Origin of the sequence: Spiractinospora alimapuensis, assembly GCF_018437505.1 — a bacterium.
GTDB lineage: Bacteria > Actinomycetota > Actinomycetes > Streptosporangiales > Streptosporangiaceae > Spiractinospora > Spiractinospora alimapuensis.
Map to the genome: position 1 here is coordinate 88,048 of NZ_CP072467.1, position 26,920 is coordinate 114,967.

Annotated in this window: 25 protein-coding genes, 1 other RNA gene and 1 pseudogene; 14 read left to right on the plus strand and 13 right to left on the minus strand. The window is 70.4% G+C overall.

What is annotated here, in order from left to right:
* Positions 1-93 precede the first annotated feature (93 nt).
* A complete protein-coding gene (locus J4H86_RS00370; protein ID WP_236541203.1) occupies positions 94-1,341 on the plus strand; it encodes a hypothetical protein in 1,248 nt (415 codons plus the stop codon).
* Here J4H86_RS00370 and J4H86_RS00375 read toward each other — a convergent pair.
* The 4 genes from J4H86_RS00375 to J4H86_RS00390 all read right to left on the minus strand — a co-directional run bounded on the left by J4H86_RS00375 (position 1,292) and on the right by J4H86_RS00390 (position 3,396).
* Positions 1,292-2,380, minus strand: coding sequence for an AbrB family transcriptional regulator (locus J4H86_RS00375; protein WP_236541204.1), 1,089 nt, complete (start codon positions 2,378-2,380; stop codon positions 1,292-1,294). The genes J4H86_RS00370 and J4H86_RS00375 overlap by 50 nt on opposite strands.
* A gap of 107 nt (positions 2,381-2,487) precedes the next feature.
* Positions 2,488-2,688 carry an SCO4848 family membrane protein gene (locus J4H86_RS00380; RefSeq protein ID WP_236541205.1) on the minus strand — a complete coding sequence of 67 codons (201 nt, stop codon included), beginning with the start codon at positions 2,686-2,688 and terminating at the stop codon, positions 2,488-2,490.
* Between the two features lie 59 nt (positions 2,689-2,747).
* A complete protein-coding gene (locus tag J4H86_RS00385; protein ID WP_236541206.1) occupies positions 2,748-3,245 on the minus strand; it encodes an SPFH domain-containing protein in 498 nt (165 codons plus the stop codon).
* Between the two features lies 1 nt (position 3,246).
* Entirely contained in the window at positions 3,247-3,396 is a 150-nt protein-coding gene (locus J4H86_RS00390) for a hypothetical protein (protein WP_236541207.1), read from the minus strand.
* 92 nt (positions 3,397-3,488) lie between these two features.
* Here J4H86_RS00390 and J4H86_RS00395 point away from each other — a divergent pair, with 92 nt between their 5' ends.
* The 5 genes from J4H86_RS00395 to J4H86_RS00415 all read left to right on the plus strand — a co-directional run bounded on the left by J4H86_RS00395 (position 3,489) and on the right by J4H86_RS00415 (position 8,340).
* Positions 3,489-3,908: a CoA-binding protein gene (locus tag J4H86_RS00395; protein ID WP_236541208.1), complete on the plus strand. Its 420-nt coding sequence runs from the start codon at positions 3,489-3,491 to the stop codon at positions 3,906-3,908.
* Complete coding sequence (locus tag J4H86_RS00400) at positions 3,895-4,416, plus strand: GNAT family N-acetyltransferase (RefSeq protein WP_236541209.1); 522 nt, start codon at positions 3,895-3,897, stop codon at positions 4,414-4,416. Before J4H86_RS00395 ends, J4H86_RS00400 begins: the two co-directional genes overlap by 14 nt.
* 85 nt (positions 4,417-4,501) lie before the next feature.
* On the plus strand, positions 4,502-4,945 hold the full coding sequence (locus J4H86_RS00405) for a hypothetical protein (protein ID WP_236541210.1): 444 nt from the start codon (positions 4,502-4,504) through the stop codon (positions 4,943-4,945).
* A 137-nt stretch (positions 4,946-5,082) separates the two neighbouring features.
* Positions 5,083-7,482, plus strand: a complete 2,400-nt coding sequence (locus tag J4H86_RS00410) for a Tex family protein (RefSeq protein WP_236541211.1) — start codon at positions 5,083-5,085, stop codon at positions 7,480-7,482.
* 93 nt (positions 7,483-7,575) lie between these two features.
* Complete coding sequence (locus J4H86_RS00415) at positions 7,576-8,340, plus strand: HAD-IIA family hydrolase (protein ID WP_236544198.1); 765 nt, start codon at positions 7,576-7,578, stop codon at positions 8,338-8,340.
* Here J4H86_RS00415 and J4H86_RS00420 read toward each other — a convergent pair.
* From J4H86_RS00420 to J4H86_RS00445, 6 genes and pseudogenes are all read right to left on the minus strand, one after another.
* Positions 8,337-11,288, minus strand: coding sequence for an FAD-binding and (Fe-S)-binding domain-containing protein (locus J4H86_RS00420; RefSeq protein ID WP_236541212.1), 2,952 nt, complete (start codon positions 11,286-11,288; stop codon positions 8,337-8,339). The genes J4H86_RS00415 and J4H86_RS00420 overlap by 4 nt on opposite strands.
* A 92-nt stretch (positions 11,289-11,380) precedes the next feature.
* The gene (locus J4H86_RS00425) at positions 11,381-11,812 is read right to left on the minus strand and encodes an FmdB family zinc ribbon protein (RefSeq protein WP_236541213.1); all 432 of its coding nucleotides are present in this window, start codon (positions 11,810-11,812) and stop codon (positions 11,381-11,383) included.
* Positions 11,813-11,823: 11 nt separating this feature from the next.
* Complete coding sequence (locus J4H86_RS00430) at positions 11,824-13,101, minus strand: hydroxyacid-oxoacid transhydrogenase (RefSeq protein ID WP_236541214.1); 1,278 nt, start codon at positions 13,099-13,101, stop codon at positions 11,824-11,826.
* A gap of 16 nt (positions 13,102-13,117) precedes the next feature.
* Complete coding sequence (locus J4H86_RS00435) at positions 13,118-13,924, minus strand: N-acyl homoserine lactonase family protein (RefSeq protein ID WP_236541215.1); 807 nt, start codon at positions 13,922-13,924, stop codon at positions 13,118-13,120.
* Positions 13,925-14,037: 113 nt separating this feature from the next.
* Positions 14,038-14,781, minus strand: a complete 744-nt coding sequence (locus J4H86_RS00440) for a GntR family transcriptional regulator (RefSeq protein ID WP_236541216.1) — start codon at positions 14,779-14,781, stop codon at positions 14,038-14,040.
* 100 nt (positions 14,782-14,881) lie between these two features.
* A pseudogene (locus J4H86_RS00445) lies at positions 14,882-15,213 on the minus strand (hypothetical protein).
* Between the two features lie 128 nt (positions 15,214-15,341).
* Between J4H86_RS00445 and J4H86_RS00450 the strand changes: the two are divergent.
* From J4H86_RS00450 to J4H86_RS00475, 6 genes are all read left to right on the plus strand, one after another.
* The gene (locus tag J4H86_RS00450; protein WP_394356429.1) at positions 15,342-16,232 is read left to right on the plus strand and encodes a Nif3-like dinuclear metal center hexameric protein; all 891 of its coding nucleotides are present in this window, start codon (positions 15,342-15,344) and stop codon (positions 16,230-16,232) included.
* Positions 16,229-16,972: a zinc ribbon domain-containing protein gene (locus J4H86_RS00455; protein ID WP_236541217.1), complete on the plus strand. Its 744-nt coding sequence runs from the start codon at positions 16,229-16,231 to the stop codon at positions 16,970-16,972. Before J4H86_RS00450 ends, J4H86_RS00455 begins: the two co-directional genes overlap by 4 nt.
* A 10-nt stretch (positions 16,973-16,982) precedes the next feature.
* The gene (locus tag J4H86_RS00460; protein ID WP_236541218.1) at positions 16,983-18,134 is read left to right on the plus strand and encodes a bifunctional RNase H/acid phosphatase; all 1,152 of its coding nucleotides are present in this window, start codon (positions 16,983-16,985) and stop codon (positions 18,132-18,134) included.
* Positions 18,135-18,178: 44 nt separating this feature from the next.
* An RNA gene (rnpB, locus tag J4H86_RS00465) (RNase P RNA component class A) lies at positions 18,179-18,557 on the plus strand.
* 133 nt (positions 18,558-18,690) lie between these two features.
* The gene (locus J4H86_RS00470) at positions 18,691-18,828 is read left to right on the plus strand and encodes a hypothetical protein (protein WP_236541219.1); all 138 of its coding nucleotides are present in this window, start codon (positions 18,691-18,693) and stop codon (positions 18,826-18,828) included.
* 602 nt (positions 18,829-19,430) lie between these two features.
* Positions 19,431-19,862, plus strand: a complete 432-nt coding sequence (locus J4H86_RS00475) for an ASCH domain-containing protein (RefSeq protein WP_236541220.1) — start codon at positions 19,431-19,433, stop codon at positions 19,860-19,862.
* A gap of 130 nt (positions 19,863-19,992) precedes the next feature.
* Here J4H86_RS00475 and J4H86_RS00480 read toward each other — a convergent pair whose 3' ends face one another.
* Complete coding sequence (locus J4H86_RS00480) at positions 19,993-21,666, minus strand: hypothetical protein (protein WP_236541221.1); 1,674 nt, start codon at positions 21,664-21,666, stop codon at positions 19,993-19,995.
* A gap of 254 nt (positions 21,667-21,920) precedes the next feature.
* Positions 21,921-22,520, minus strand: a complete 600-nt coding sequence (locus tag J4H86_RS00485) for a YbhB/YbcL family Raf kinase inhibitor-like protein (protein ID WP_236541222.1) — start codon at positions 22,518-22,520, stop codon at positions 21,921-21,923.
* A 109-nt stretch (positions 22,521-22,629) separates the two neighbouring features.
* On the opposite strand from J4H86_RS00485, the gene J4H86_RS00490 reads away from it, so the two are divergent.
* Both J4H86_RS00490 and J4H86_RS00495 read left to right on the plus strand, forming a co-directional pair.
* Positions 22,630-23,145: a PH domain-containing protein gene (locus J4H86_RS00490; RefSeq protein ID WP_236541223.1), complete on the plus strand. Its 516-nt coding sequence runs from the start codon at positions 22,630-22,632 to the stop codon at positions 23,143-23,145.
* Complete coding sequence (locus tag J4H86_RS00495) at positions 23,142-25,115, plus strand: PH domain-containing protein (protein WP_236541224.1); 1,974 nt, start codon at positions 23,142-23,144, stop codon at positions 25,113-25,115. Before J4H86_RS00490 ends, J4H86_RS00495 begins: the two co-directional genes overlap by 4 nt.
* Before the next feature lie 985 nt (positions 25,116-26,100).
* On the opposite strand, the gene J4H86_RS00500 is transcribed toward J4H86_RS00495, so the two are convergent.
* Positions 26,101-26,913, minus strand: a complete 813-nt coding sequence (locus J4H86_RS00500; RefSeq protein ID WP_236541225.1) for a DUF3710 domain-containing protein — start codon at positions 26,911-26,913, stop codon at positions 26,101-26,103.
* Positions 26,914-26,920 lie beyond the last annotated feature (7 nt).

Below are 26,920 nucleotides of genomic sequence, written 5' to 3' on the forward strand. Positions count from 1 at the left end.
ATCCCCCCGACGGGCGGTGCGGTGGTGGGGCGTCGCGTCGTTGGATGAAGACATCCACGATCGTCACACGGCGGCCACACAGAGAGGGAAACGATGACCGACAACGCTCATGCCCCCCCACTTCGAGAGGGGGCCGCCGAGGTACGGGCCCACCACGGCCCGGACGTCGACGCGCGTCGCGGAGGAGAGGCGGGGCACGGCCCCTCCCACTCCGGATGGTGGTCGCGGTGGGGCGCCGTCGCCGCGTTGGTGTGGTCGGCCGGTGCCGTCACGCTGGGCGCGTCCTGGCTCCTGGGCTACCTGGCCAACCCGTTCGACGACGCGGGGGTGGTCTCCATGGGCGCGGTTCTCAACGCGGCGGATCCCGCGGTGGGCGCCACGCTCGTCGCGGTGTTGGGTGCCGCGGGCATCGTCACCGCCGTAGTGGTCACCCAGGATCCGCCGCCACACACCCGGTGGGCCCGGAGAGCGGCCGAGGCCGTGGGCTGGGTGATCACCGGTGTCTGCGCGCTGCTCCTCGTCAACGGCTGGCTGCTGATGGCGATGGGCTACGGTCTCGCGCTTCCGATCCTGGCGCTGTTCCTGCCCGACATCCTGTCGGAGTACCTCGTCGCCGTGGCCGACCCCCAGCTCGTCATCTGTGGGTACGGTGTCGCCGGCGCGCTCATCTGGGGTCTGGTCACGCTGCGCTACCGACGTCGGCTGCGTCGTACCTGTGCCCACTGTGGCCGCGGAGACGATTGGTCGGCGGAGGGGGAGCGGTCGTCGCGGCTGCGGACGCTGCGGGTCGGGCGGGCCGCCGTCGTCGGGGGAGCCCTCGCCGCTCTCGTCTACCCCGCGACCCGGTTCGCCTGGCTGTTCGGCGTGGGGATGGACATGGGCGAACTCCCCGACCAGGCGCTCTCGATCGGCCTCACCCTCGCCGGGGCGGCCGTCGTGGGCGTCCTGCTGATGACCGGACTGGTGTCCAACTGGGGGGTGAGATTTCCCCGGTGGGCGGTGGGCCTCGTCGGTCGGCGGGTGCCGGTGTCGCTCGCGGTGGTGCCCGCGGTCGTCGTCGGAACCACGCTGGTCGCGGTCGGACGCGGCGTCCTCAGCCTTCCGCACCTGTGGCTGGACATGGTGGGGGGCTCCTACGACCTTTTGGCGAACTTCGTGGCCTTGGCCGCCATGCTCCCCTGGGGAGCCGCGCTCCTCGTCGCGACCGCCGCCTACGCGGTAAGGCGCCGCGCGGAGTGCGACGCGTGCGGTCTGGGTACGGCGGAGGCCGCGCCGAACGGGCCGAACGGGATCAGCCGAGCCGGCGGAACAACGCGATCCACAGAGGTAATGCCCCGTTGATCGCCAACTGGCGGAGGATCTGCGCGAGTACGACCACGTGCAGGTCCGCGTCGACGGCCGCGGCGATCACCACCATCTCCGGGGCGCCACCGGGGGCCACGATCAACAGGCAGGTGAGGAACGACCAGGGGGTGACCGCGGTCAGCACCGCGGCGATCCCCACCGCGAGGAGGAACGTGGCCGCGACGCTGACGAAGCCCCGGGTCACCACGGACAGGGGGAGTCGGGTGCGCTGCGCCAAGTACTCGCCGACCGTCACGCCGAGGAGGAGCTGGCCAAGCATCTCCTGGGCGTGGGGGACACCGAGGAGGTCGGTGTGCACGCCGAGGGCCCGTAGGGCCAGGACCGCGGCGAAGGCGAAGAACATGGGGCCCAGGAGAGCGGCGACGGGGACACGCCACCGGGAGGCCAGGTGGGCCGCGCCGTAGGAACCCGCCAGCAGCACCGCCCAGTAGCCCCAGCCGGGAACACTGCCGGGGATCTCGGCGACGGAGGAGAGCGGGAGACGCGCGACGTCACCGAGGGCGGGGGCGACGGCGGCGACGACGCCGACCACCACGACCATTCGGGCGGCCTGGACCACGGCGACGAGCTGTGGGGAACGGTCGAGATCCGCGGCGACGGCCGGCAGGATCACCAGCCCACCGGGAAGCGTCGCCAGTCCACTGGTCAACTGGTCGATTCCGGCCCACCGTGAGTACGCGTAGGCCACCAGCACTGAGCCGACGAGGACCGCGATGAGCGCGCCGACCAGCACGGGGATATACCCGAGCTCGCCGTCGAAGTGCTGGGTGGCCAACGCGGGGCCGAGCGCCCCTCCCACCAGGATCTGTCCGTGACGCCGCAACGCCGAACTGGGGGCGGCGCCGCGGTCGCGACGCTGGTAGACCCGGCACAGGACCCAACCCGCGACGACTCCCGCGATGACCCAGACGATCTCCATTCCCAGCAGCGCGAAGGCCCCGCCCCCCAGTGCGGCCGCGAGGGCGAGCTCGAGCCACGAGAGCGAGCGTGCTCGGTCAGGTCCGTCGGCGCTCATGGCCGGTGCGTGGTCGCGTCGCCGCGCACGGAGTCAGAACGCACCAGTTCGGGGTGAGACATGCGGCATACCGTATACCTCAGCCCATGCGGGGGTTCGGGCGGGGATCAGGTGGTGCCCCGGCGCCACCCGCGAATCCCGATCACGCCGAGAACCAGCCCCAGAACGATGTTCACCGCGATGAGGCTGCCATGGACGACGTAGAACGCCGTGGGGTGACCCTCCTGAAGGTTGAAGATGAGCATCGTCCATTGGGCCAGCATGAATACGGCGAGGGCGATGAGGAACCCGGCGACTCGGCGTGACATGCCACAACGCTATCGCCCAGGTTTTGATCTACGATGTAAAGGCCCTGGTCTCGGTGGCTTCAGGACGAGCCGACCACGACCTCGACCGAGTGAACGTCCACGCCCCACGGTCGAACCGTGTCACTCAGTACAGCGAGGAGCTCACGCCGTAGTCCATGGCCGTCGCGCACCGCCGAGTCCGCGGTCGTTCCCTCGAGGGCCACGTCGAGCGTCGTTCCCGCGAGTTGGGCGATCGCGCTGGGCAGGTGCGGAACCGCGTATGTCGCGGAACGGGCGTCGACGACCCGGTACACCAGGCGGGCACTCGCGACGACTCCCAGCCCATCGGCCGTCCGTCGCTCCCGGGCGGGGAGAGCAACCTCCTGTGGACGTGTGTCGACGCGGAGCCGTGCCCGCTGGACGAACGGCACGACCCAATGCGTTCCGGGTTCGAGTACTCGGTCGAACCGACCGCCGCGTTCCACCACGACCCGTTCGTCGGGACGCACTCGGACCACCGAACGGAATACGACCCAGCCGCACCCGGCGACCAGAACGACGGTGAGGGCGACGAGCATCTCAGTTGGCCTCGCGGATGATCGAATCGGCGTGATCACAGGCCCCGTCCGTCGCGGCGGGATCATCGAGGTCGACGAACGACGTCGAGAACCAGGGGAGGTCCTCACGGGACGCCGCGGTCGCGGACTGCCACGCACTGAAGTCGGTCACCCGTCGACGGTACTCGTTCCGTCGGACGTCGCGTCCCGGAAGAAGCCTCGGGGCCGAGAAATTCCCGGCCACCGGGCGTGGTTGTGGCCATTATGGCGAACTTTGGTGATTCCACGACCGTGCGGCGTATCCTGACGGAACTCGGTGACACCTGGGCGGTGGTGGGGCTCTCGACGAACCCGGACCGGGCGGCCTTCGGGGTGGCACAGGTCCTGCGGTCGTTCGGCAAGCGTGTGGTTCCGGTGCACCCCAAGGCGGAGACGGTGCACGGCGAACCCGGATACGCCGAGCTGTCCGACATCCCCTTCCCCGTCGACGTGGTGGACGTCTTCGTGAACTCCGAGCTGGCCAGTCCGGTCGCCGACGAGGCGGTGCGGATCGGGGCCAAGGCGGTGTGGTTCCAGCTCGGGGTGATCGACAGCAAGGCCTACGCGCGGACCCGCGCCGCCGGAGTGGACATGGTGATGGACCGCTGCCCCGCCATCGAGATCCCCCGCCTTGGCCACCACTGAGCCGCGCGTCGAGCCGATCCACACGGCCCGTCTCGAGCTGATCCTCCTCCACGAATCGCACGCCGAGGAGATGGTGGCCGTCCTGGCCGACCCGATCCTCTACCAGTTCACTGGTGGGGAGCCGCCCGAACGCGACGCGTTGAGGCGGCGTTACCGACGTCAGGTGGCCGGTTCGCCTCGTCCCGGCGAGCTTTGGTGGAACTGGGTGATCCGCCTCCCGAGCGAGGGGTGTCTCGTCGGCTTCACGCAGGCGACGGTGTCCCCACCGTCCTCCCATCGACGTGTCGAGGTCGCGTGGGTCCTGGGAACTCCCTGGCAGGGCCACGGCTACGCCCGAGAGGCGGCCGGGGCCCTGACCACCTGGCTCGTCGCCCACCACGCACTGGGGGAGGTCGTCGCCCACATCCACCCCGACAACCACGCCTCCGCCGCCGTCGCGACGTCCATCGGCATGGCGGTCACCGACCTCTGGCGGGACGGCGAACGTCGTTGGCGTCTCGTCACATGAGCCGCGAACGGGTACGTCTCTGGATAAAAGACACCGATTTCTGGTTTGTCGGAGTTGATCACGGCGGGGCTGTTAGCTTCTCGCCATGCCTGGATTCGAACACGAGTTCCCGTTGGATCTCATTCGTCATTCGCCCACACTGGCCGCGGAACTCTTCGAGTTGGCCTCGGGAGACAAGCTCCCGGAGCACACACGCGTCCGGTGTGACGCCAGCGAGGCCAACACGACGTCGGTCCCCGAACGGGTACCCGACTCCGTCCTCGTGCTAGCTGACCATGCGTTCGCGGCGCTTTCCAATGTCGCCCTGAAGGTTCTGGAGGAGTACATGGGATCGACGAAGTATCGCGAGTGGCGCAGTGAGTTCGCACGCGAGTACGAGGCGAAGGGGGAAGCCAAGGGCAAGGCCGAGGGCAAGGCGCAGGCGTTGCTCATGTTGGTGGAGTCGCGAGGGGTGGCGGTGTCAACCGGGCTCGGGTGGAGGAGTGCGAGGACATCGACCAGTTGGATCGGTGGTTCCGTCGTGCGGTGACGGCCGAGACCGAGACCGACATCTTCGCCTGAGCCCTCCCGTTCGCTCGAGGTGCGGGGTCGATGTGACAGCGGCCCCGTGGGCCCGCAGAATGAGGCTGGACAGGTGTTCGGGCGGGCAGAAAGTGAACGGGACTCATGACGACCCAGACCGAGGGGGGCACCCAGCGGGCCATCGATCAGCGGATCGCTGAGGAGCTCGGGGTGCAGCAGGGACAGGTGCGTGCGGCGGTGCATCTGTTGGACGAGGGATCGACCGTCCCCTTCATCGCCCGGTACCGCAAGGAGGCGACCGGAAGCCTGGACGACGCCCAGCTACGGGACCTGGAAGAGCGTTTGCGCTACCTGCGCGAACTCGAGGAGCGTCGCGAAGCGGTGTTGGAGTCGATCCGGTCGCAGGGCAAGCTGGACGACGCGCTGGAGGCTCGGGTTCGCGCCGCGGACTCCAAGGCGCGGCTGGAGGACATCTACCTCCCCTACAAGCCGAAACGACGCAGCAAGGCACAGGTCGCACGGGAAGCCGGGCTGGAGCCGCTCGCCGACACGCTGCTGTCGGACCCCACCCAGGACCCACAGGAGTGCGCCGCCGGTTATCTCGCGCCGGACGACGGGGTCGCCGACACCGCGGCGGCCCTGGAGGGCGCCCGGGCGATCCTGGTGGAGCGCTTCACCGAGGACGCCGATCTCATCGGCGAGCTCCGCGACCGGATGTGGCGGCAGGGACGCGTCCAGTCCAAGGTCAAGGAGGGCAAGGAGACCGACGGCGCCAAGTTCGCCGACTACTTCTCCTTCGCCGAACCACTCACCGACCTGCCCTCGCACCGCGTGCTCGCCCTGTTCCGCGGGGAGAAAGAGGAGGTTCTCCAGCTCACGCTCGAACCGGAGGAGCCGGCCGCCGACGGCGGACCCAGCGGCTACGAACGACGCATCGCCTCGCACTTCGACATCCAGGACCAGGGCCGCCCCGCGGACAAGTGGCTCGGGGAGACGGTGCGGTGGGCGTGGCGTACGCGGGTCCAACTGCGGCTGGAGGTGGACACGCGGATGCGACTGTGGCAGGCCGCCGAGGAGGAGGCGGTGCGGGTCTTCGCCGCCAACCTACGGGACCTGCTCCTCGCCGCCCCGGCGGGCACGCGGCCGACCATGGGACTCGACCCCGCGTACCGCACGGGCGTGAAGGTCGCGGTCGTCGACGCCACCGGCAAGGTGGTGGACACCACCGCCGTCTACCCGCACGTCCCCCAGCGCCGATGGGACGAGGCCCTCGCCGAACTGGAGCGACTCGTGCGCCTGCACGACGTGGAGCTCATCGCGATCGGCAACGGAACCGCGTCGCGGGAGACCGACCAGCTCGCCGGGGAACTCGTGAAACGAGTGAGCGGTCCGAAGGCCCCGGTCAAGGTCATGGTGTCGGAAGCGGGAGCCTCGGTGTACTCCGCCTCCGCCTACGCCGGGCGGGAGCTGCCGGAACTGGACGTGTCCATGCGGGGCGCGGTGTCGATCGCCCGCCGGCTGCAGGACCCGTTGGCGGAACTCGTCAAGATCGAACCCAAGTCGATCGGGGTGGGCCAGTACCAGCACGACCTCGCCGAGGGCACCCTCTCCCGCGCCCTGGACGCCGTGGTGGAGGACTGCGTGAACGCCGTCGGCGTGGACGTGAACACCGCCTCCGCGCCGCTACTCGCCCGAGTGTCGGGCATCAGCACCAGCCTCGCCGACGGCATCGTGGCCCACCGCAACACCAACGGGGCCTTCCGCGCCCGGTCGGAACTCACGGCGGTGTCCCGGCTCGGCCCCAAGGCGTTCGAACAGTGTGCCGGCTTCCTGCGCATCCCCGGAGGCGCGGACCCGTTGGACTCCTCGGGAGTCCACCCGGAGGCCTACCCGGTCGTCCGCCGCATCATGGACGCGACCCAACGCGGCATCGGCGACCTGATCGGGGACAGCCGCCGCCTGCGCGAGCTGCGCCCGCAGGAGTTCACCGACGACACCTTCGGCCTGCCCACGGTCACCGACATCCTCGGGGAGCTGGAGAAACCCGGACGTGACCCGCGTCCGGAGTTCCAGACCGCGGCCTTCGCCGACGGGGTCGAGAAGATCTCCGACCTGACGCCCGGGATGATCCTCGAGGGAGCGGTCACCAACGTGGCCGCGTTCGGGGCCTTCGTGGACGTCGGCGTGCACCAGGACGGCCTCGTCCACATCTCGGCCATGTCCCGTTCCTACGTGTCCGACCCTCGGGAGGTCGTCAAGCCCGGCGACATCGTGCGCGTCAAGGTGCTGAGCGTCGACACCCAACGCAAGCGCATCGGACTCACACTGCGTCTGGACGACGACGTGGAGTCGGTCACAACCGGCGGCGGTGACGCGGGTGACGCCGCGAGGCGAACCTCCCGTGGCGACAAGGGCGCCGGCCGAGCCGCGGCGTCGGGGAAGCGCGGATCAGGACGGCAGGACAACGGTCGGCGAGGGCAGCCGGAGCCGCAGGGGGCACTGGCCGACGCGTTGCGACGCGCGGGCCTGGACAAGCTCAACTGACGCCGACCGTCGGGCGGGGCGTCGCGTCGGCGCCGGGACTTAGGGGAGGATGGTCAGGTGACCACGGATAACGTATGGAACTACCTGATTGACATGGACGGGGTGCTGGTCCGCGAAGAGCACCTCGTGCCCGGTGCCGACGCGTTCCTCGCGGAACTGGACGCCAGCAGTGCGTCCTACATGGTGCTGACCAACAACTCGATCTACACGCCACGGGACCTGCGGGCACGCCTGCGCCGCACCGGGTTGAGGATCAGTGAGGGCGCGATCTGGACGTCGGCCCTGGCGACGGCGCGGTTCCTCGACCAGCAGCGACCCAAGGGGTCGGCGTTCGTGATCGGGGAGTCCGGGCTCACCACCGCGCTGCACGACGTCGGCTACACCCTGACCGAGCACGACCCGGACTACGTCGTGCTGGGCGAGACCCGCACCTACAGCTTCGAGGCGATAACACGCGCGATTCGGCTCGTGGATCGGGGCGCGCGGTTCATCGCCACTAACCCCGACGTCACCGGCCCCAGCCAGGAGGGCTCCCTGCCGGCGACCGGCGCCGTGGCCGCCCTGATCGAACGGGCGACCGGCCGCAAGCCCTACTTCGTGGGAAAGCCCAACCCGCTGATGATGCGTTCGGCGCTGCGCACGCTCGGCACCCACTCGGAGAACACCCTGATGATCGGGGACCGAATGGACACCGACGTGCGCTGCGGACTGGAGTCAGGGCTCCAGACGATCCTCGTCCTGTCGGGGATCTCCCAGGCGGACACCGCCGAACAGTTCCCCTACCGGCCGACCCGCGTCGTGGGATCGGTGGCCGACCTGGTGGGCCGGGTCACCGATCCCTTCGACGGCGAGCACTAGGCGTCGGGGGCCGGATCCGATACGTCCGAGGCGCCGGCGGCGTGCCCCGCGTCGGTTCCCGTGCGGATCGCGCGCCGCAACACCTCGGCGAGGTGTTCGGGGCGGCGCCCGGTCAGTTGGTCGACCTGTGTACGACAGGAGAAGCCGTCCGCCAGCACGGTGGTGTCGGCGTCGGCGGCGCGCACCTCGGGGATGAGGACCCGTTCGGCGGCTCCCACCGACACGTCGTAGTGCCCCGGTTCGAAGCCGAAGTTGCCGGCGAGCCCGCAGCAGCCGGAGTCCAACACCCGGTTCGACAGCCCGGTGCCTCCGATGAGGTCGCGGTCGGCCTCGAATCCGAGCGTGGCGTGCTGGTGACAGTGCACCTGAGTCAGGGCGTCACCTGAGAGCTCGCCGAAGTCGACGTCGGACGCCCGTTCGGCCAACAGCCCCGCCAACGTCGTGGTGCGCTCACCGACTCCGCGTGCGGCGTCGGTGTCGACCATCTCCGGAAGCTCCCCCCGAAGCGCGGAGGTGCAACTCGGCTCCAGCCCGACGATGGGGATGTCGGCGGCGACCGCGTCGGCCAGCACCTTCGTCGTGCGCCGCATGACGAACCGCGCGACGTCCAGTTGGCCAGTGCTCACCCAGGTGAGCCCGCAGCAGACGGGCCCCCGGGGTAGGCGGACGGAGAACCCGGCGTGCTCCAATACCTCGACCGCGGCCGCGCCGACGCCGGGGTCCAGGTAGTTGGTGAAGGAGTCGGGGAAGAGCAGCACCTCCCCGCGCGGAGCCTCGCGCGGCACGTCGCGGCGCCGCCGATCGCGCCTGCGCATCGCCCGGATCAGCGTCGTGTTCGCGAACTCCGGGAGATCCCGCTTCGGTTCGACTCCGGCGACGCGCTTGAGCGCGGGGGAGAGCACCCGGGACCGCGCCACGGCGTTGGCGACCGGAGCCGCGGGGCCGGCGAACCGCAGCCACAGGGGGAGCGCGCCCATGGAGTAGTGGCTCATGGGCCGAACCCGACCGCGGTAGTGCTGGTGGAGGAACTCCGACTTGTAGGTCGCCATGTCCACGTTGACCGGGCAGTCCGAGGAGCAGCCCTTGCAGGAGAGGCACAGGTCAAGGGCGTCGCGCACCTCCGTGGACTGCCAGCCGTCGGTCACGAGTTCACCGCGCAGCATCTCACCCAGCAGCCGGGCCCGGCCCCGGGTGGAGTGTTCCTCCTTGCCGGTGACCATGTAGCTCGGGCACATCACCCCGGTGCTGGTGTCCACGCACTTGCCCACGCCAACGCAGCGGCGCGTGGCCTTCGCGAGGCTGCCGTCGTCGTGCGGGTAGGAGAGCGCGAGAGGGAGTGCCCGAACGGGTCCCGACACCCGCAGATCCTCATCCATCGGGCGCGGCTGCACGCCGATACCGGGATTGAGGTGGTCCTCGGGGTCGAACATCGCCTTGAACCGGGCGAACAGCGCCATCAGTTCCGGGGAGTACATACGCGGGAGGAGTTCACCCCGGGCCTGCCCGTCACCGTGCTCGCCGGAGACCGACCCGCCGTAGGAGACCACGAGGTCGGCCGCGTCCTCCATGAACGCGCGGAACACGGCGCGGCCTCCGTCGGAGTCCAGGTCGAAGTCGATGCGGATGTGGACGCACCCCTCGCCGAAGTGCCCGTAGGGGATGCCGCCCAGACCGTGCTTGGCCTGCAGCCGCTGGAAGTCCTTGAGGTAGGCGCCGAGGCGTTCGGGAGGAACCGCGGCGTCCTCCCACCCCGGCCACGCCTCCGCGCCGTCGGGGGAGCGGGTGACCAGACCGGAACCCGCCTCGCGCAGTGACCACAGGGACCTCTGCTGCGCCTTGTCGGTGACCACGCGGGTCGCGGTCGCGAGACGGTCGAGTGCCGCGCACATGGCGCGCCCGCGCTCGGCCGCGTCCGTTGGGTCGTCCCCACCGACCTCGATGAACAACCAGCCGCCGCCCTCGGGCAACTGCGACAGCGCGGCGGGCCCCCGACCGTCGGGCGAGTGCGCCTTCAGCGTCGCGACCATGTCCGCGCCAGTCCCCTCGACGGTGAGCGGCTGGAGGTCCAGGATCGACGGTACGGAGTCGGCGGCGGTCGGCATGTCGGGGAAGGCGGCGACGACCAGGACCCGTGAGGCGGGCGGGCGCACGAGCCGCACCTTGGCGCGCAGCACGACGGCACAGGTGCCCTCCGAGCCGACAAGCGCGCGGGCGAGGTTGAACTCGTTCTCCGGAAGCAGAGAGTCCAAGGCGTATCCGGAGACTCGGCGCTGCAGCGAGGGGAAGCCGGTGCGCAGCAGGGCGAGGTTTCCCTCCACCATCGCGCGGAGGTCCCGATACAACTCCCCGACCCGGTCGGAACGGGAACAGAGAGCGTCAAGGTCCTCGCGGGAGGTGGGCCCGACGGTCAGTCGGGTGCCGTCCGCCAGCAGGACGTCCAGCTCCTCGACGTTGTCGGCGGTGCGCCCCCAGGCGACGGAGTGCGACCCACACGAGTCGTTTCCGATCATCCCGCCCATCGTGCACCGACTGTGCGTGGAGGGGTCAGGGCCGAACGTCAACCCGTGCTTCCCCGCCTGTGCGCGGAGGTCGTCCAGAATGACGCCCGGCTGCACCCACGCGGTCTGGTTCTCCGGGTCGATCTCCAGCACCTCGCGCATGTGGCGCGAGGTGTCGATCACGACCCCTCGCCCGAGGACCTGACCGGCGATGCTCGTGCCCGCCCCCCGCAGCGTCACCGGCACCCCCGCCGCGGTACACGTCGTGACCGCGCCGATCAGGTCGTCCTCGTCGAGAGGATGCACCACGGCGCGGGGAACCTGTCGATACACCGACGCGTCAGCGCTGTAGACGGCACGATGGATCGTGGCGTCACTCACCTCCCCCCGCACCCGTTGCCGGAGCTGCCCGATCACGTCGTTGTCGGAGGCCGTAGCCGACCGCACCATCGCCGTCCTCTCCATGCTGGTGGGCCGCCGGTGTGCCGTGGTTGGCACCACCGCGACGGCCCACGGAACTCGTTGTGACGCTTGTCTAGCGCTTATCCCTGTTGGTCGTGCTGGTTCCGCGGTGTGGTCGACTCCGCGGGTGGGCTCGGTGTCGTGCCCTCGCCCCCTGTCGGTACGGGATCACCGGCCCGCAGCGGGTCCGCGGCGAACCGACCTTCGTGCGCCAGTACCGGCCGGCGGTCACCGGCCAGTTCTGGGTACTTCTCCTCGAGCCGCTGGCGGCGCTCCAAGGCGCGCCGCCAGCCGTTGAGAGTCTCTGGGTCGCCCCGGTTGGTGGCCTCCCAGCTTCTCGGCGCCTGCGCCCACCCAGGCCCGGGATCGGCCCGGCCGGCGAGCGACGGCGCCGGTGGACGGCGCAGCGTGGGCCTCCCACAGGAGCCGCACGGCGGCGCGGGGCTCGCGAACGAGGGCACCAGGGCCTCGAACCGGGCGCCGCAGTCGCACGCGAAGTCGTAGATCGGCATCTGTCGCACCCTTACCAGTTCCTGAGCGACGCGCGGAAGATGTTCTCCAGCGCCGCGGCGTCCGCCGTCCGGGGAGACCCTCGGAGCAGGCGATGCTGTCGCAGCGCACCGGACACGAGTTCGGGGGTGTCGGCCTCGGTGTAGCCCAGGGCGGCTGTGCCGTTGGGGACGTCCAGGTCCCGCATCAGGTCGACGAGAACCGAGGGGAGCCGCTCACCGGGCTCCACCCGGGACGCCCCGTGCGGGTCCAGGAGGTCGGCGGCACGCCGGTGACGTTCTGGCGCGGTGGCGTAGGTGAACCGGAACGCCGCCGGTGCGGTGACGCAGACCGACTGGCCGTGCGGTACGAGCGGCTCGTCGGGGGGATAGTCGGCGGGGACGTAGTCGCGGACCCGTCCCGCGATCGGATACGAGCAGGCGTGGGGCAGGTGCACACCCGCGTTTCCGAATCCCATGCCCGCGAACGTCGCGGCGAGCATCATGTCGGTGCGCGCCTCCAGGTCGTCGCCGTTGAGGTAGGCGCGTCGGAAGGATCGGCCCAACAGGGTCAGCGCGCGTTCGCACCACACGTCGGAGATCGGGTTCGCGCCGCAGTACGGGACACGGGACTCGGGGGTGTGCCGGGGTTGGCTGGAGAACGAGCGCGCCGTGTAGGACTCCAGGGCGTGGCACAGCACGTCGAAACCACTGGCGGCGGTCACGGCCGGTGGCATGGTCAGGGTGACCAGCGGGTCGATCACCGCGAGGTTGGGGCGGAGCCGGGCGTGGCTGATTCCGGACTTCACCTTCTGGTCGAGCAGGTCGGCGATACAGGCGGGTGTGGTCTCCGCGCCCGTGCCGGCCGTCGTGGGAACCGCGATCAGGGGCTTCAGGGGCCCCGGGGGAGCGAGGCCCTTGCCGATGGGCTTGTTGATGTAGTCGAAGAGATCGGCGGGATAGCAGGTGAGGAGGTTGACGGCCTTGGCCGTGTCGATGGCGGACCCACCGCCAACCGCCACGAACGCGTCCCACCGCCCGTCCTTGGCGTACTCCACCGCTTCCAACAGGCTGCGGTCGGTGGGCTCGATGTGGACTTGGTCGTAGACGTGCGCGTCGATCCCCTCGCGGGCGGCCGCCTCGCGTATCCGCTCGGGGATCCCCAGCGCGTTCACCCCCGGATCGGTGACGATCAGGACCCGGTCGGCGCCGAACTGTCCCAGGTCGAAGCCGATCTCGTCGAGTGCGCCCGCACCGAACTTCATGGGGGTGGCGCCCCAGGTGAAGACCGTCTCGTGGTGGTACTGGGTCATGGGTGTCCTCCAGTGCTCACGTGAGGTAGCCGTTCGGAGCGAAGGTCAGTTCTCGCTTCTGTCCGGAGTCGTGTCCGAAGATCACCTCGGCGTCGGTGCGCTCGGCGATACCCCGCAGTTTCTCCACCGAGTCCAACCAGGCCAGGTTGTCCCACACGATGGCCGCGCCCACGGCGGGCGGTCCCCAACTGTCCCGCATGTAGACGGCGTCGGAGGTGAAGATCTTCGTGCCCGAGCCCGGGAGGTCGACCCGCAGCGACATCGTCCCCCACGTGTGTCCGGGTGTTTCGATGACGCTCACCCCCGGAGCCAGCTCGACGTCGCCTTCGACGGTCTCGAAGGGCAGACCTTCGTAGTCCGCCTTGAGGTGCGCGCCCTTGAACGGGCCGTCGAAGCCGAGCGCGCCGTCGTGTTCCTTTCGGTTGACAACGATCCGGGTGTGGCCGTTGTCGAAGAGTCTGGCGTTCGCGGCGTGGTCGAAGTGGAGGTGACTGAGCACCAGCGTGTCGACGTCACGTGGTTCGAGCTCCAGGGAGGCCAGCGCGTCGGTGAGGTAGCTGGTCCCCTCCTGGACGGGGAAGAACTCCTGCAGTCCGGTTGGCGCCCAGCGGGTCTCCCAGTCGTTGGGGACTCCCGTGTCCCACAGGATGAGTCCGTCGGGGTGGTCGATCAGGACCGCGTGGGTCGGACAGGGGCCCCACGGGGTGGGGCGGTCCCAGTGGGATCGGTCGGAGATGGTCGAACCCGGCTTCAGCAGCAGCCAGGTGTGGTCACAGTGCATGGTGCCGGTGTCGAGCAGATGAACCTTCGTGCCTTCGGTCATCGACGCCTCCAAGGGGCCGGCGTGACACGGACTTACGACGGATAGTGGCATGCCACACTCCACCGGTCAAGACAAAAGCCCTGATAGATAGGGGATTCGCGTCATTCATCCCATCATTGGGGGATGTCTGGCGACTCCGGATCCGAGGAACCCGGCGGGGTGAACCACGCCGTCCAGTCCAGCGAGAGTTCACCGTCGCCGCCCTCGTCCGCCTCCTGTCCGGCGAGGAGACGGGCGGTCGTGCACAGGTGGGCGCGCATCGCCGACGCGGCCCCCTCCGCGTCCCCCACCTCGATGTACTCGAGGATCTCGCGATGCTCCTCGATGATGGCCGCGATCGAACGCGAGCTGCGCGCCGTGGACACACCGCGCAGGAGGACGACGTCTCGCAACTGGTCGACGTACCCGGCGAGACGGGTGTTCCCCGACGTCTCGTTGATGGTCATGTGGAACCGTCGGTCCCGCTCCCACAGCCGGTCCTCGTCACCCCGCGCGGCGGCGCGCTCCATCCCCTCCAGGTGGGCGCGCAACGCGTTCAGCGCACGCGCGGACATGAGCTGAGTCGCCCGGTACGTCGCGGGAACCTCCAGCAGCAGCCGCAGTTCGAAGATCTCCTCGAGGTCCCGGATCGACGTCTGCAGGATCCGGATGCCTCGGTTACGTTCGAAGCGGACCATGCCGCGGTCGGCCAGGCTCAGCAACGCCTCCCGGACGGGGGTGCGGGAGACCCCGAGCCGTGCCGCGAGGTCGTGTACGGAGTACAGGGTCCCGGGTGGAAGCTCCCCCGAGACGATGGCCTCCCGTAGTTCCACCAGGATCCTGCCGGCGAGATTTCGGTCCCCGTTGATTCTGCGCACGTGCCTGTCCCGTTCGGGTGGGGGGCGCCGCCTTCCGCAGGGCCACCGCGCACGGCCGCGTCGCTCGCGGCCGGTGACGGCGCTCACCTCGCTTCGGCGGTCACCCGTGCTCTGGATCCTCGGACAGCAGGTCGGGCGCGTAGTACTCGTCGACGGGGGTCGGGCCGCGATAGCCCTGACACATGCACTTGCGGTACGTTCCGCCGTACTGACCCGTCCAGCGGCCGGGGATCACCACCTGCGCCTGGCAGATCTTGGACTTGGTCTCATGGAACACCAGATGGTGGCACACCCACACATGGGCTGCGGCTGTGGACGGGGCGCGGCCAGTTCGGGCCGCGGTTCGGGCCGGCTCCGCGGACGCACGAGGCGTCCCAACGCGACTCCGGCGAGCGCGATCGTCCCGCCCAGCAGGAGGCTCAGCGGATCCACGGAGCACCACCTTCCCTTCCGCCGGTTGTCCCTATTGTGACCCATCGCTGGTGGTGGTCCGTTCCGCCTCCACCGCCAATGACGGGGAGTTGTTCCGGGCGTCGCCAGGAGCCACTAGCCTTCCCCTCGTGAACACCGTCGACACCGGGCCGACACTGCGTGAGGTCCTCGCCGTCCTGGAGAACCGCTACGACCCGTCCTGGGCCGCGTCGTGGGACGCCGTCGGACTCGTCTGCGGCGATCCGGACCGACCGGTCCGCCTGGTCCTCTTCGCCGTCGACCCCGTCTCCGCCGTCGTCGACGAGGCGATCTCCACGGGGTCGGACCTTCTCGTCACGCATCACCCCCTGTTGTTGCGGCCGGTGAACTCGGTCGCGACGACCACCCCGAAGGGGCGGCTGCTCCACCGCCTCATCCAGAGTGATACCGCCCTGTTCACGGCGCACACCAACGCCGACACCGCCGACCCCGGCGTGTCGGACGCGTTGGCCGCCGCGATCGGGGTCGAGGGCCCGCTGCGACCACTCGACCCCGACCCGCTGGACCCCACGGGGCGGCGCGGCATCGGCCGGATCGGCCGGTTGACCCCACCTCGCCGCCTCGGCGACTTCGCCGCCCAGGTCGCCGCCGGCCTGCCCGCCACCGCGGGCGGCATCCGGATGGCCGGTGACCCGGATCGGGAGATCCGCGTCGTCGCCGTCTCCGGCGGCGCCGGGGACTCCCTGCTCGACGCCGCACGTGCCCAGGGGGTGGACGCCTACGTCACCTCCGACCTTCGCCACCATCCATCGTCTGAGTTCACCGAGTTCGACGGCCCGGCGTTGATCGACACCGCGCACTGGGCCAGTGAATGGCCCTGGCTCGCGGTCGCCGCCGACGAACTCCGGCGTGGCCTCCGGGACCGAGGGGCTACGGTGGAGACCCACGTCTCCACCATCGTCACCGACGCCTGGGCGCAGGCCATCGGTGGACCAGACTCGCGCACCTCCGACATGCGAGTAGCTAAGGACCCCAGGTGAAAGCCGAACCTGCCCACCAGATTCGCCTGCTGGACCTGCAGGACATCGACACCGTCATCGACCGGCTGCGGCACCGCGCCAGGAACCTCCCCGAGAACGTCGAGTTGGAAGAGCTGGACGCCGAGATCGCGCGGCTCAACGACGCCGCCGCGCAGACCGCGGCGGAGCTGAAGGACCTCGACCGGGAACAGCGCAAGGCCGAGAGCGACGTCGACCAGGTACGTACCCGCGAGGAGCGCGACGGCAAGCGGCTCGAGGCCGGCCAGGTCTCCTCGCCCAAGGAGTTGGAGAGTCTCCAGTCGGAGATCGCCTCCCTGCGCCGTCGTCGCGCCGAGCTCGAGGACATCGTCCTGGGCGTCATGGAACGCCGCGAGGGCGTGGAGGCGAAGCAGGCGGCGGACGCCGAGGCATTGACCGTCGGCCAGGAGAAGCGGGTCGAGGCGGAGCGGCGTCAGAAAGCCGCCCTGGAAGAGATCTCCGTCGAGGAACGTGACGCCGGAGAGCGTCGCGCCAAGCTACGCGGAGACCTGCCCCAGGACCTGCTCACCCTGTACGACAAACTGCGCGACTCCTACGGTGGGGTCGGCGCCGCCGCCCTGCGCCAAGGCCGTTGCGAAGGCTGCAAACTGGCCCTGAGTACCGCGGAGGTGTCCCAGATCCGCAGCGCGCCGGCGGAGGAGGTCGTGCGGTGCGAGGAGTGCCGCCGGATCCTGGTGCGCACCCCCGAATCCGGTCTGTGAGGAGTCACCCGTGGCGGCGGAGCGTCCCGAACTGATCGTGGAGGCCGACGGCGGGTCACGGGGAAACCCGGGGGTCGCCGGATACGGGGCGGTGGTGCGACGAGCGGACAGCGGTGAGGTGCTGGCTGAGGCGGCCGCCCCGATCGGTACCGCGACCAACAACGTGGCCGAATACCGGGGCCTGATCGCCGGGTTGGCGTGCGCGGCCAGGGTGCGGCCGGGCGCCGCGGTCGAGGTGCGCATGGACTCCAAGCTCGTCGTCGAGCAGATGTCGGGTCGGTGGCGTATCAAGCACCCCGACCTCATCCCCCTCGCGCGTGAGGCACGGGAGGTCGCGACCGCCCTCGGCGCCGTGACCTACACCTGGATTCCGCGTGCGCGCAACAGCGCCGCCGACCGACTGGCCAACCTCGCGATGGACGGCGAGACGAGGGACGTGGACACCGACGTCGGTTCGCCGGAGGGCGAAGACCCCGCGAACGCGGAAGCGTCGGTCACGACCACTTCGGGTCCCGCGACGGGTGGGACGGGATGGCGTCCACCGGAGATGGTGCCCACGCGTCTCATCCTGCTGCGCCACGGCGAGACCCCCCTGTCGGTGGAGCGTCGCTTCGCTGGCGTCGGCGACATCGAACTCACCGCGGTCGGGCACGGCCAGGCGGAGGCCGCCGCGCGTGCCCTCTCGACGGAGGGAATCGACTCCATCGTCACCTCCCCGCTGCGACGGGCACACGACACCGCCTCCCATGTCGCCAAGCAGACGAACCTCGACGTCGCCTCCGTTCCGGGACTGCGGGAGGTCGACTTCGGGAAGTGGGAGGGGCACACCTTCGCGGAGGTGCGGGAACGCTGGCCGGAGGACTTGGAGGCCTGGCTCGGCGACACGGCGTGCGCCCCTCCGCAGGGGGAGAGTTTCGCGGAGGCCCGGACCCGCGTGTTGGCGGCGCGAGACGAGCTCCTGGCGCACCACGCCGGAGCGACCCTGCTGGCCGTGTCGCACGTGACCCCCATCAAGGTCCTCGTCACCGAGGCCCTCCTCGCGCCGCCCCAGGCCCTGCACCGGCTCCACCTGGACCTCGCCTCGATCTGCGAGATTCACTACTACGCCGACGGCAACGCCGTCGTCGTTCGGGTCAACGACACCGCGCACCTGCGTACCTAGGTCGTCCCACGGGCGGCGCCGCGCGGACTACAATGGCGCACGGAAGAGTCGGTCCAGCGGCCGCGGCGTCCCCCTGGGGCGCTGAGGAAAGTCCGGACTCCACAGGGCAGGGTGGTCGGTAACGCCGACCCGGGGTGACCCGCGGGACAGTGCCACAGAAAGCAGACCGCCGTGGTCCCGCCACGGTAAGGGTGAAACGGTGGTGTAAGAGACCACCAGCGGCTGGAGTGATCCAGCCGGCTAGGTAAACCCCACCCGGAGCAAGGTCAAAAGGGAGCCCCTGGCTCCTGCGCGAACGTCCGAGGGCGGCCCGCCCGAGTTCGTGGGTAGACCGCGCCGAGGTCGACGGCAACGTCGGCCCCAGATGGATGGCCGTCCGGTGCTCGCACCGGGACAGAATCCGGCTTATGGCCGACTCTTCCGCCCCCCGGCCGCGTCCCGCACCGTGGACGTCGAGCCGTCGGGATCGTCGGCCACACGGTACATTGGGAGTGCTCCCCTGGCGACAGTGGGCGCTCGATCACTGCCCCACCGACCCCGGATCGGTTGTTCAGCTATGGAAATTCCGACAGCGCTGCTGGTCGTCATGTTCGGGGCACCCGTCGTCGCGATCGTGGTGATCGTGCTGTTGGCCCGCAACTGGACCACCCCCGTGGAAGAGCCCGAGGACGACACCGATCCCGGCGACAAGTAGCCCACCGGAACCGTCCGGGAACGCGCACCGTCCGTGTCGAACCCCCTCACCGTGTCCTTCGGGATCGGCCTCCGTCGTTTCGGCATGGTGGACACCGGCGGCGACGACGGTGATATCCGTATCGACCTGCCCGAGCCGGGGCCATGCCGTGCCACGGACGACCTCAGGCGCGGTGGTGCGCGCGGCGGCGCCTCAACCGGTCCCAGGGGCGCCGGACATGACGGTCGTCAACCACCCCCAGGTGCCTCTGGGCGCCCCCACGATTCCCAGGGGAGGTTCGGTGTCGAGGCGCTAGGGACGGAGGCGTGGCGGGTGAATCCACGCCCCGGACGTTCTCGCTCCGCGCCCGCCGTCGCCACTGGACGCGACGACGCGGAGGACACCAGCCCGTGAGCCACCGCGCGGGAACGGACATCGCGTGAGGAGGCCGGCCGTCGGCACACGGACGCCGACGGATGGGTTGACCGGGGGCCGACCCCTCGTACCGCCACCCCTTCGTCGCCCCGAGACCCCCACCGGTGCGCGGTTTCCGTCCACTCGGAGACGGATGATCGAACGTCCGTGGTTCTCGGATCCTCGGCGGGCCGGGTTAGGGTACCGGGATGAACCACCAAGAACTGCCACGGGAGGAGTTCGCCTTCCCGGGCCCGCTCCGGGACCTGCTCGTCGGCGCGATCCTGTCCGGAGAGAAGACCTCGACCTCAAGCCTGATGCTGGAGTACGAGCGTGAGGGAGAGCCACTGCCGGAAGTGGGGCGGCGGTCGGCGGTCGTCGACTCCCAAGAGCGCCCGGTCGCGGTCATTGAGCTCACCGAGGTACGGGTGGTGCGCCTCGCGGACGTCGACCTCCAGCACGCCATCGACGAGGGGGAAGGCTACACGTCGGTCGCCCAGTGGCGCGCGGGGCACGAGGAGTTCTGGCACAGCCCCGAGGTGCGTGCGGAGCTGGGAGATCCCACGTTCACGGTCGACGATGACACCCTTGTGGTTGCCTCCCGCTTCCGGTTGGTCACCGACGAAGCCGACCCTACCTAGGACCTGCCGCTGTACCGGTCGCGCGCTCGGGAGCCGGCCGTGTCGTCGGACGCTACGCCGACCGTCGAGCTCCGACCAATCGTTCCCAGACCGGATCGCCTCCGGCGGGGCGGTGGTTCGCGGAGTTCGGCTAGCGGTAGAGGTCGCCGTAGGGGTTCGGGGACTGGGGTCCGGTGGCGGGAGGACCGTAACCGGCGGGAGGCGGACCCGGGGCGTACTGGGTGGCATCCTGGCCGGGCCAGCCCTGGGGCGCGTTGGCGCCGAACACGGGGTTGGCCGCCGGAGTCTGCGGAGGCGGCGGGTAGTCCCCAGCCGGGGGGCCACCGAGGACGTCGGGGTAGGCGTTGTGATCGCCCACGTCGCCGTAGCCGTAGCCGCGAGCCTGCGCCGGTGGCGGGGCGGGAGCGGGGGAGTAGGAGACATCTGTGGGGTAGCCCTGCGGATCGCGCGGCGCTCCCGTCGGCCAACCACCGCTGGGGCCGCCCTGGGGGCCGTATCCCATGGGCGCCGGCGGCGCGGCCTGTTCCGGCGGCGGGGTGAAGTACCCACCGGGCGCCGCGTCACGCGTGAACGATCCCGAGGTGGCCGCGTCACGCGCGAAGGAGCCGGAGGTCCCAGCGTCTCGTGCGAAGGAACCGGAGGTGGCGGCGTCGGGTCGCGGGGCGGCGTGCGGCGCCTCCGGGGGAGCGCCGGGGTAGCGGAACCCACCCGTCATGTCCGGGCTGCCCTGCGCCGGATAGCTGCGGGCCGGTGCGGACCCGTACATCGAACCCGCGTCGGCGGGGGTGTAGGGGGCGGGGGCACCGGCCGGAGCCGCCGGTGGGGCCTGGTACCCGCCGGCCGGACGCTGGTGTGACCCGGTCTCCAGACTGGACCAGATGGGAGAGTCCCCGCCGGAAACACGCCCACCGGGAGGGCTGAACGACGGATCGGTCAGTGGGTCGGAACCGACACCGGGACGGTGGGTGGCCGGGTCGACGCCGCCGGGCTGCTCCGGTCCGCGCCGGTGGAACCCGCCGGAGTCGAAGGGGCTGCGAGGAGACGGCGCGCCACTGTTCATCTCCCCCGGGTAAGGAGCGGCCGCCCTGGGCTGCTCGGTGTGGCCGGGGATCACGGTCGTGGCCGGGGACGCCGCGCCCGGGTAGGAACCCGCGGTCGGGGCGGCGGGCATCGCGGTGGTGGCCTCCATGGAGGCCGCGGCCGTGGGACTTTGCGGCGCGTAGCCGCCGGGGACGGCGTGAGCACCCATAGGAGGGGTCGACGGTGCGGAGGAACCGGCGGAAGCGGGAGCGGCCGGGGGGGATTCCTGGGTGTCGCCAGGTGCGCCCGAGGAGGCCTGTCCCAAACTCGCCAGGACCTCCAGGCTGCGGTCGCCGTTCGCCGGTGCGGGTTCCTCGGGGGGCGCGGCCGGAGCGGGAGGGGGTTCGACCGCACCGCGCGAGCGGGGCGGGGCGGGCTCCACGGCACGTCGGCCCCGACCCTCGGGGGACGATGACAGCGGGCGGTCGTCATCACCGGACAGGGACGACCAGAAGTCATCGTCGGAGAGCGACTCGCCGTCGCCCCATCCCGACTCCCGGGGGCCGTCGTCGTCGATGGCCCCACGTCCGCCACGAGGCGCGCGACCGCGTTGCCGCTGTCGCGGCGCGGGAGCGTCGTCGGCCGCCTCGTCCTGGGCGTACTCCTCCTCGTCGTCGTACTCGTCCCGGGAACTCTTGCCCAGTGCGCGCAATCCCAGAGCGATAAGGACGATGAAGAGCGCAACGCCGAAGATCAGTGCGCCCATGAGGACCGCGCCGTTCATAGTGAATTCTCCGCCCTAAGGCCGATGGCTTGTCGAGGGGCGGCGCCGTGCGCGCCGTGAGTCGAGGGCCTCCCGTGACTTTCCTGTGACCATACCCGGAGTGGCGTGGAGTCTGTTGGGCTTGTGGACTCGACACGCCTTAACGGACAGGAAAACCGTTCTGCAGGGGGCACACACCCACTTTATGCATAGATGTGCGATCCGGGGAGTGGGTGACAAGGGCTTCCTCGCGCGACTTTTGTCATCGTCTGGTGTCACGATGGTTGCTGACCTGTAGCAATAAGGCGTCCGTAGGCGAGAACACGGTCAGCGATCGTGTCGGTCGCTTCGTTGAAATCCGCGCCCTCACCCAGGCCAACAGTGTCGGACAGCGCGTAGACGGTGAAACGGTACTCTTCGCCGTCATCGCTGTCCGACTCCGGGCAGGGCGGCTCGTAGCCGACGTCGCCGAGGGAGTTCGTGGCCTCCGCCGCGGGACTTCCCGGCTGTCCCTCCGTGATTTCCTGTCCTTCCGGATCCAGATCGAAGACGATCCACTGCACCGCGGTCCCGCCGCGTGCCTCAGGGGTGTCCATCACGATGGCGATCGACTCAGTCTCCGACGGAAACCCGGACCACTGCAGGGGAGGGGAGACGCCCTCACCGTGGCAGGTAAAACGGTCGGGGATGGGCTCCCCGTCGACGAGCACCGGGCTGGAGACCGTGAGGTCTTCCTGCACCTCGCTCGTTGGGTCGAAACTGAGTACACCGCACCCCGCCGTAGTCGCGACGCTCGCCGCGGCGGCCAGCACGGCGCGAGCGGTCCAACGCGACCGTTTCGCCCAACCAGACGGCGACGACGACGATTCAGGCATGCGACGACTCCAAGTGATACGGCTCTGATCCACGGTCGAACCCTACTCGCAGCGCGGACACGCCGCGCGTCGCCTGGGTCCACAGTCCACAGAGCCTAGACTCGCAGGCGTGAGTGCGCGTCTACGTCCCCCAGAGAACCTTGTCTCCCCCCGAGCGATCCCGTTGTGGACGTTGCGCAACATCGTCGGCGCGTTGGTGAAACTCATAGTGGTGGGTGTGGCGGCGTTCCTGCTCGCCACGTTTCGCCCCTCGCTCGTCCCGGACTGGATCCTCGACAACGTGTGGTGGATCTTCGGCGTGTACGCGCTCTATGTGATCGCCAAGGCGATCCTGGTGCCTCAGGTGCGCTATCGAGTACACCGGTGGGAGATCACCGCCGACACGGTCTACACCCGGGGCGGTTGGCTGAACGTCCAGTGGCAACTGGTCCCGGTGAGCCGAATCCAGACCGTGGACCACACCCAGGACTGGCTGGAACGCGTGTTCGGTCTGGCGACGCTGGAGGTGCAGACCGCGTCGCACGCGGGATCCTCGTCGATCGTGGGTCTGGAGGCCGTCGACGCCCAGCGCATCTCCGAGGACCTCGCGGCCCGCGCCGGGGAACTACGGGACGATGCCACGTGACCAACGCCGCGAGCGGAGACGACACCCCCCACGGCGGACCCGAGCGACCGGAACCACAGCCCGAGGCGTCCACCGACGGGGCCCCTCGCGACGGTGAACGGGAGCCGGCGCGCCCTCGAGACGAGGCCGACGTCGACGGAGCACCCCCACTCCACGGCCCACCCTCCGACGACGAACCGGACGGTGCGGACTCGCCCCACCCGGTGCCTGGAGTGACCAACGGTCCACCGTGGTGGCCCACGGCCGAGGGTGAGCCCTCCGACCCCGAGGTCGCCTGGGCGATCGCCCCGACCGAACCGGAGTACGTCCCCGAGCGGGAGTACCACCTCAGCCCGCTGACCATGATCACGGCTCCGGTCCGGTACCTGCGCAACTTCCTCATCCCGCTGGTCGTCATCCTCTTCGTCGGATCGACCAACCCCTGGGCGCTGGCGTCGGCGCTGGTGGTCCTCGTCTCGTTCTTCGTCAGCGGACTCGTGACCTACCAGACCTTCCGTTACCGGGTCGGCGCCGAGCGACTCGAGATCCGCCAAGGTCTCATCAGCCGATCTCGACGTACCATTCCCCTCGAGCGCATCCGGGGCGTGGACGTCACCTCGACGCTCCTGCATCGGATCCTGGGCTTGGCCGTCGTCCGGATCGAGGCCGCCTCGGGGCGGGGTGAGTCGGAGGAGGGCAAGCTCGACGCCGTGTCTCGGCGTGAAGCGGACCGGCTGCGCCAGGTGCTGCTGCGTCGCAAGGAGGAGCTGCGCGAACGCAAGGCCGGTGAGGACCCGAGTTCCCCGACAGGGGACACCGAGGGGACCGAGGGGGCGGTCCGCGCCTCGGGCACCGGTGCCGGAGGACCTCACTCCGACGCGTTGGAGGTGCCGGCCGCGACGGATGCTTCCTCGGGCGCGGAGACAACGGTGTCGCGAGGGACGGGGACGAACGGGGCGGACCGCACCTACTTCACCATGCCCCGCCGCTGGTACCTCTATGGCGCGGTGACCCTCGGCTACCTCCTGACGCCCTTCGTGGCCCTGGCCGCGTTGCTCGGAGTCGTCGCACAGGCCATCGGCCAGGTCGAGGTCGACATCAGGAGAGAGGACGCCGAAGGGGCCCTCGAGTGGCTCTCCCAGGTGGCCGAGATCCCCCTGGCGTGGATCGTCTCGGGTGTGCTCCTCGGCCTCGCCGTCCTCATGCCGACCTTCGCGGTCGTCGCCTACGCCATCAACCACTGGGCCTTCAGCCTGACGCAGCGTGAGCAGTCCCTGGTGACCTCCCGCGGGCTGTTCACGCGACACAGCGTGACCCTGGAGCGGCGCCGCATCCGTGGCTACGAGCTGATCGACACGCCGCTGGAGCGACTGGTGCGGGCGGTCCAACTCCGGGCGATCGTCACCGGACTCGGTGACGTCTCCACCCGCGCGGTCCTCCTCCCGCTGGGAAACCGGCCTCGCGTCATGGACGTCGTCGACCGTGCTCTGGGGTCCTTCCGCTCCACGCTGCGCGCGCACCCCCGAGCCGCACTGGCGCGCCGCCTGTTCCGGGCGGTCGCGCCCTGGTTGGTGGTCGCCGTGGTGGCCCTCGCGACGCGGTACGACACCGTCGCCGTCCTCGCCCTGGTCCTCGCCGTCGTCAACGTTCCACTGGGGTGGGACCGGTACCGCTCCCTCGGCCACGGATACGACGGAGACCACGTCAGTGTCCGTTCGGGCAGCCTGCGCCGCAGGCACGCAGTGGTCCACCGTCAGGCGGTCATCGGCTGGCGCTGGAACCAGACGATCTTCCAGCGCCGGGTCGGGCTGGCCACGCTGACCGCCACCGTCGGGGCCGGGACGGGAGGATACTCAGCGATCGACGCCGCCATGGAGGACTCGGTCCGGTTCGCCGACACCGTCTCACCCGCGACGGTCCGCCCCTTCATCGAGGTGGACGAGCCGGACACCCCACCAGGCCCGCGGCTCGACGGCGGTCTCGGGGCCTAACCCGACCACCTCACCCACACACCGCCGGCCAGGACACCCCCCGTCTACGCGCCGCCCTTGCCCCAGCCACAGGAGGCGTCGGGAGGGCCACCGATCCGGCCGTGCGCGCAGGACCCTGTCCCCCCGTGGCCCACGTCGCGGTACCGGGCGAGGCGACGCCCAGAGGTCGGGCGTCGGCGCGGTGGGGGAGCGGGGGTGCGTGGAGCCCCTCGCCACCCACACTGGACCTGGCGCCATCGTGTTGACTCGGCTTCGAACGGGGCGTGGTCGCGGCGCCCGACGGAGCGGCGTTCCGTCCGGTTGGGTGGAACGCGTGGGACCCCACCGAACGACGGCACGCACGCGGGTCGGGCGGGGTTTCGGGGTGAAACAGGACAGTCCGTAGTCGAACCGTCGTCGCGCGCCCGACGCGAGCGGTCCCGCGCCAGTGCGACGACGAACCGGGGTGGTGGTCGCGCGTGGTGCGGCCACGCGGGCGTATGCGGCGTTCAGGTGAGCTCGAGTTCGGGGCGGACCAGTGATGGGGGTCCGACGGACCGGTGGGGGGTCCCGGGCTCGACGTTCGCGGCCGGCGTCGCGCCGTGGCGGGCTGCCTGTCCCTGGCGCCGTATCGGGGGGCGTTCCCGGGTGCTGCCGCGCCGCTGACTGGGTATGGCGGCACGGTCGTTGGTGGACGGCTGGGGGCGGGGCCAGGGGCGCGAGAGGATAGTTCGACGTCGAATGAGCTCACGCGGCGTATCGGGTGTTCAGGTGGGCGCTGGTTCGGGGCGGACCGATGGTGGAGTCCGAGGTACCGGTGGGGTCCCGGGCTCGACGTTCGCGGCCGGCGTCGCGCCGTCACGTGCCGCCGCTGGGCCCCGGTGCCGTGTGGGTGGGCGTCGGGGGCTCCGACAGGACGAGTCAGGCACCACCTGACGCGGCCGCCGGCGTCGCCCGGGCGGCCGCGTGACACCCTCCGCTGGGAGACGGGCGCGTGTCGGGGACCTCAGTCGGAGTTGCCGCGGCTGGCCTCGCTGGGGGCTGGTTCGTCGCCCGTGCCGCCCGTGTCGACCGTTTCGTCCGTGTCGACAGTGTCGGCGGTCTCGTCGGCCTGTGCCTGCTGTTCCGCGGCGCGTTGACGGGCGCGTTCGACCAGTTCCTGGGTTTGGCTGGACAGACGCAGCTCCAAGGCCTCGCGAGGTGGCTTGGGGCCGGTGCCGCGCACCACGACGATGCCACGGAGGATCTCCTCGATCCGAGCGGCGGCGGCGGAGTCCGGCTGGATCGCCGCGGCGCCGTGGATGTCGACCCGCAGCATCCACCGGGGTCCGTCAACGCCCACGTAGCGTGCGGGCTGGACGAGGGACCGTCCCTGGTCGTCCTTCTTGTCCGGCACGGGGACGACGGCGCGTAGCTCGGGACCCAGTGGCCCCTCGACCACTTTGGACCTCCCACCGCGACGGCTCAGACCCGCGACCAGGCCCTCCCGAGCCTCCTCCCAGAGGCCCTGCGACTTGGGCGCGGCGAACGCCTGAATCCGCACGATCGACTTCTCCGCGATGACGCGGATGGCGGCGATGCGTTTGCGCGACTTGTCGAACTCCCAGCTCACGCCGACGTCGGGCCCCACGGGAATTCGCAGGCTGCCGAAGTCGATGCGCTGCTGCTCGGGTACGTCCTGGTCTGAGTCCCAGGGGCCGCCGGCGGTGGCCCCGGAGGTGTCACCGTCCGCGGCGTCACCGGTCGAGGACGACGCCGCGTCCTCCGTGGCCCCCTGGGCCGGCTCGGATCCCCGCTTCTTGTTTCGACGACCAAACACGCCTCGC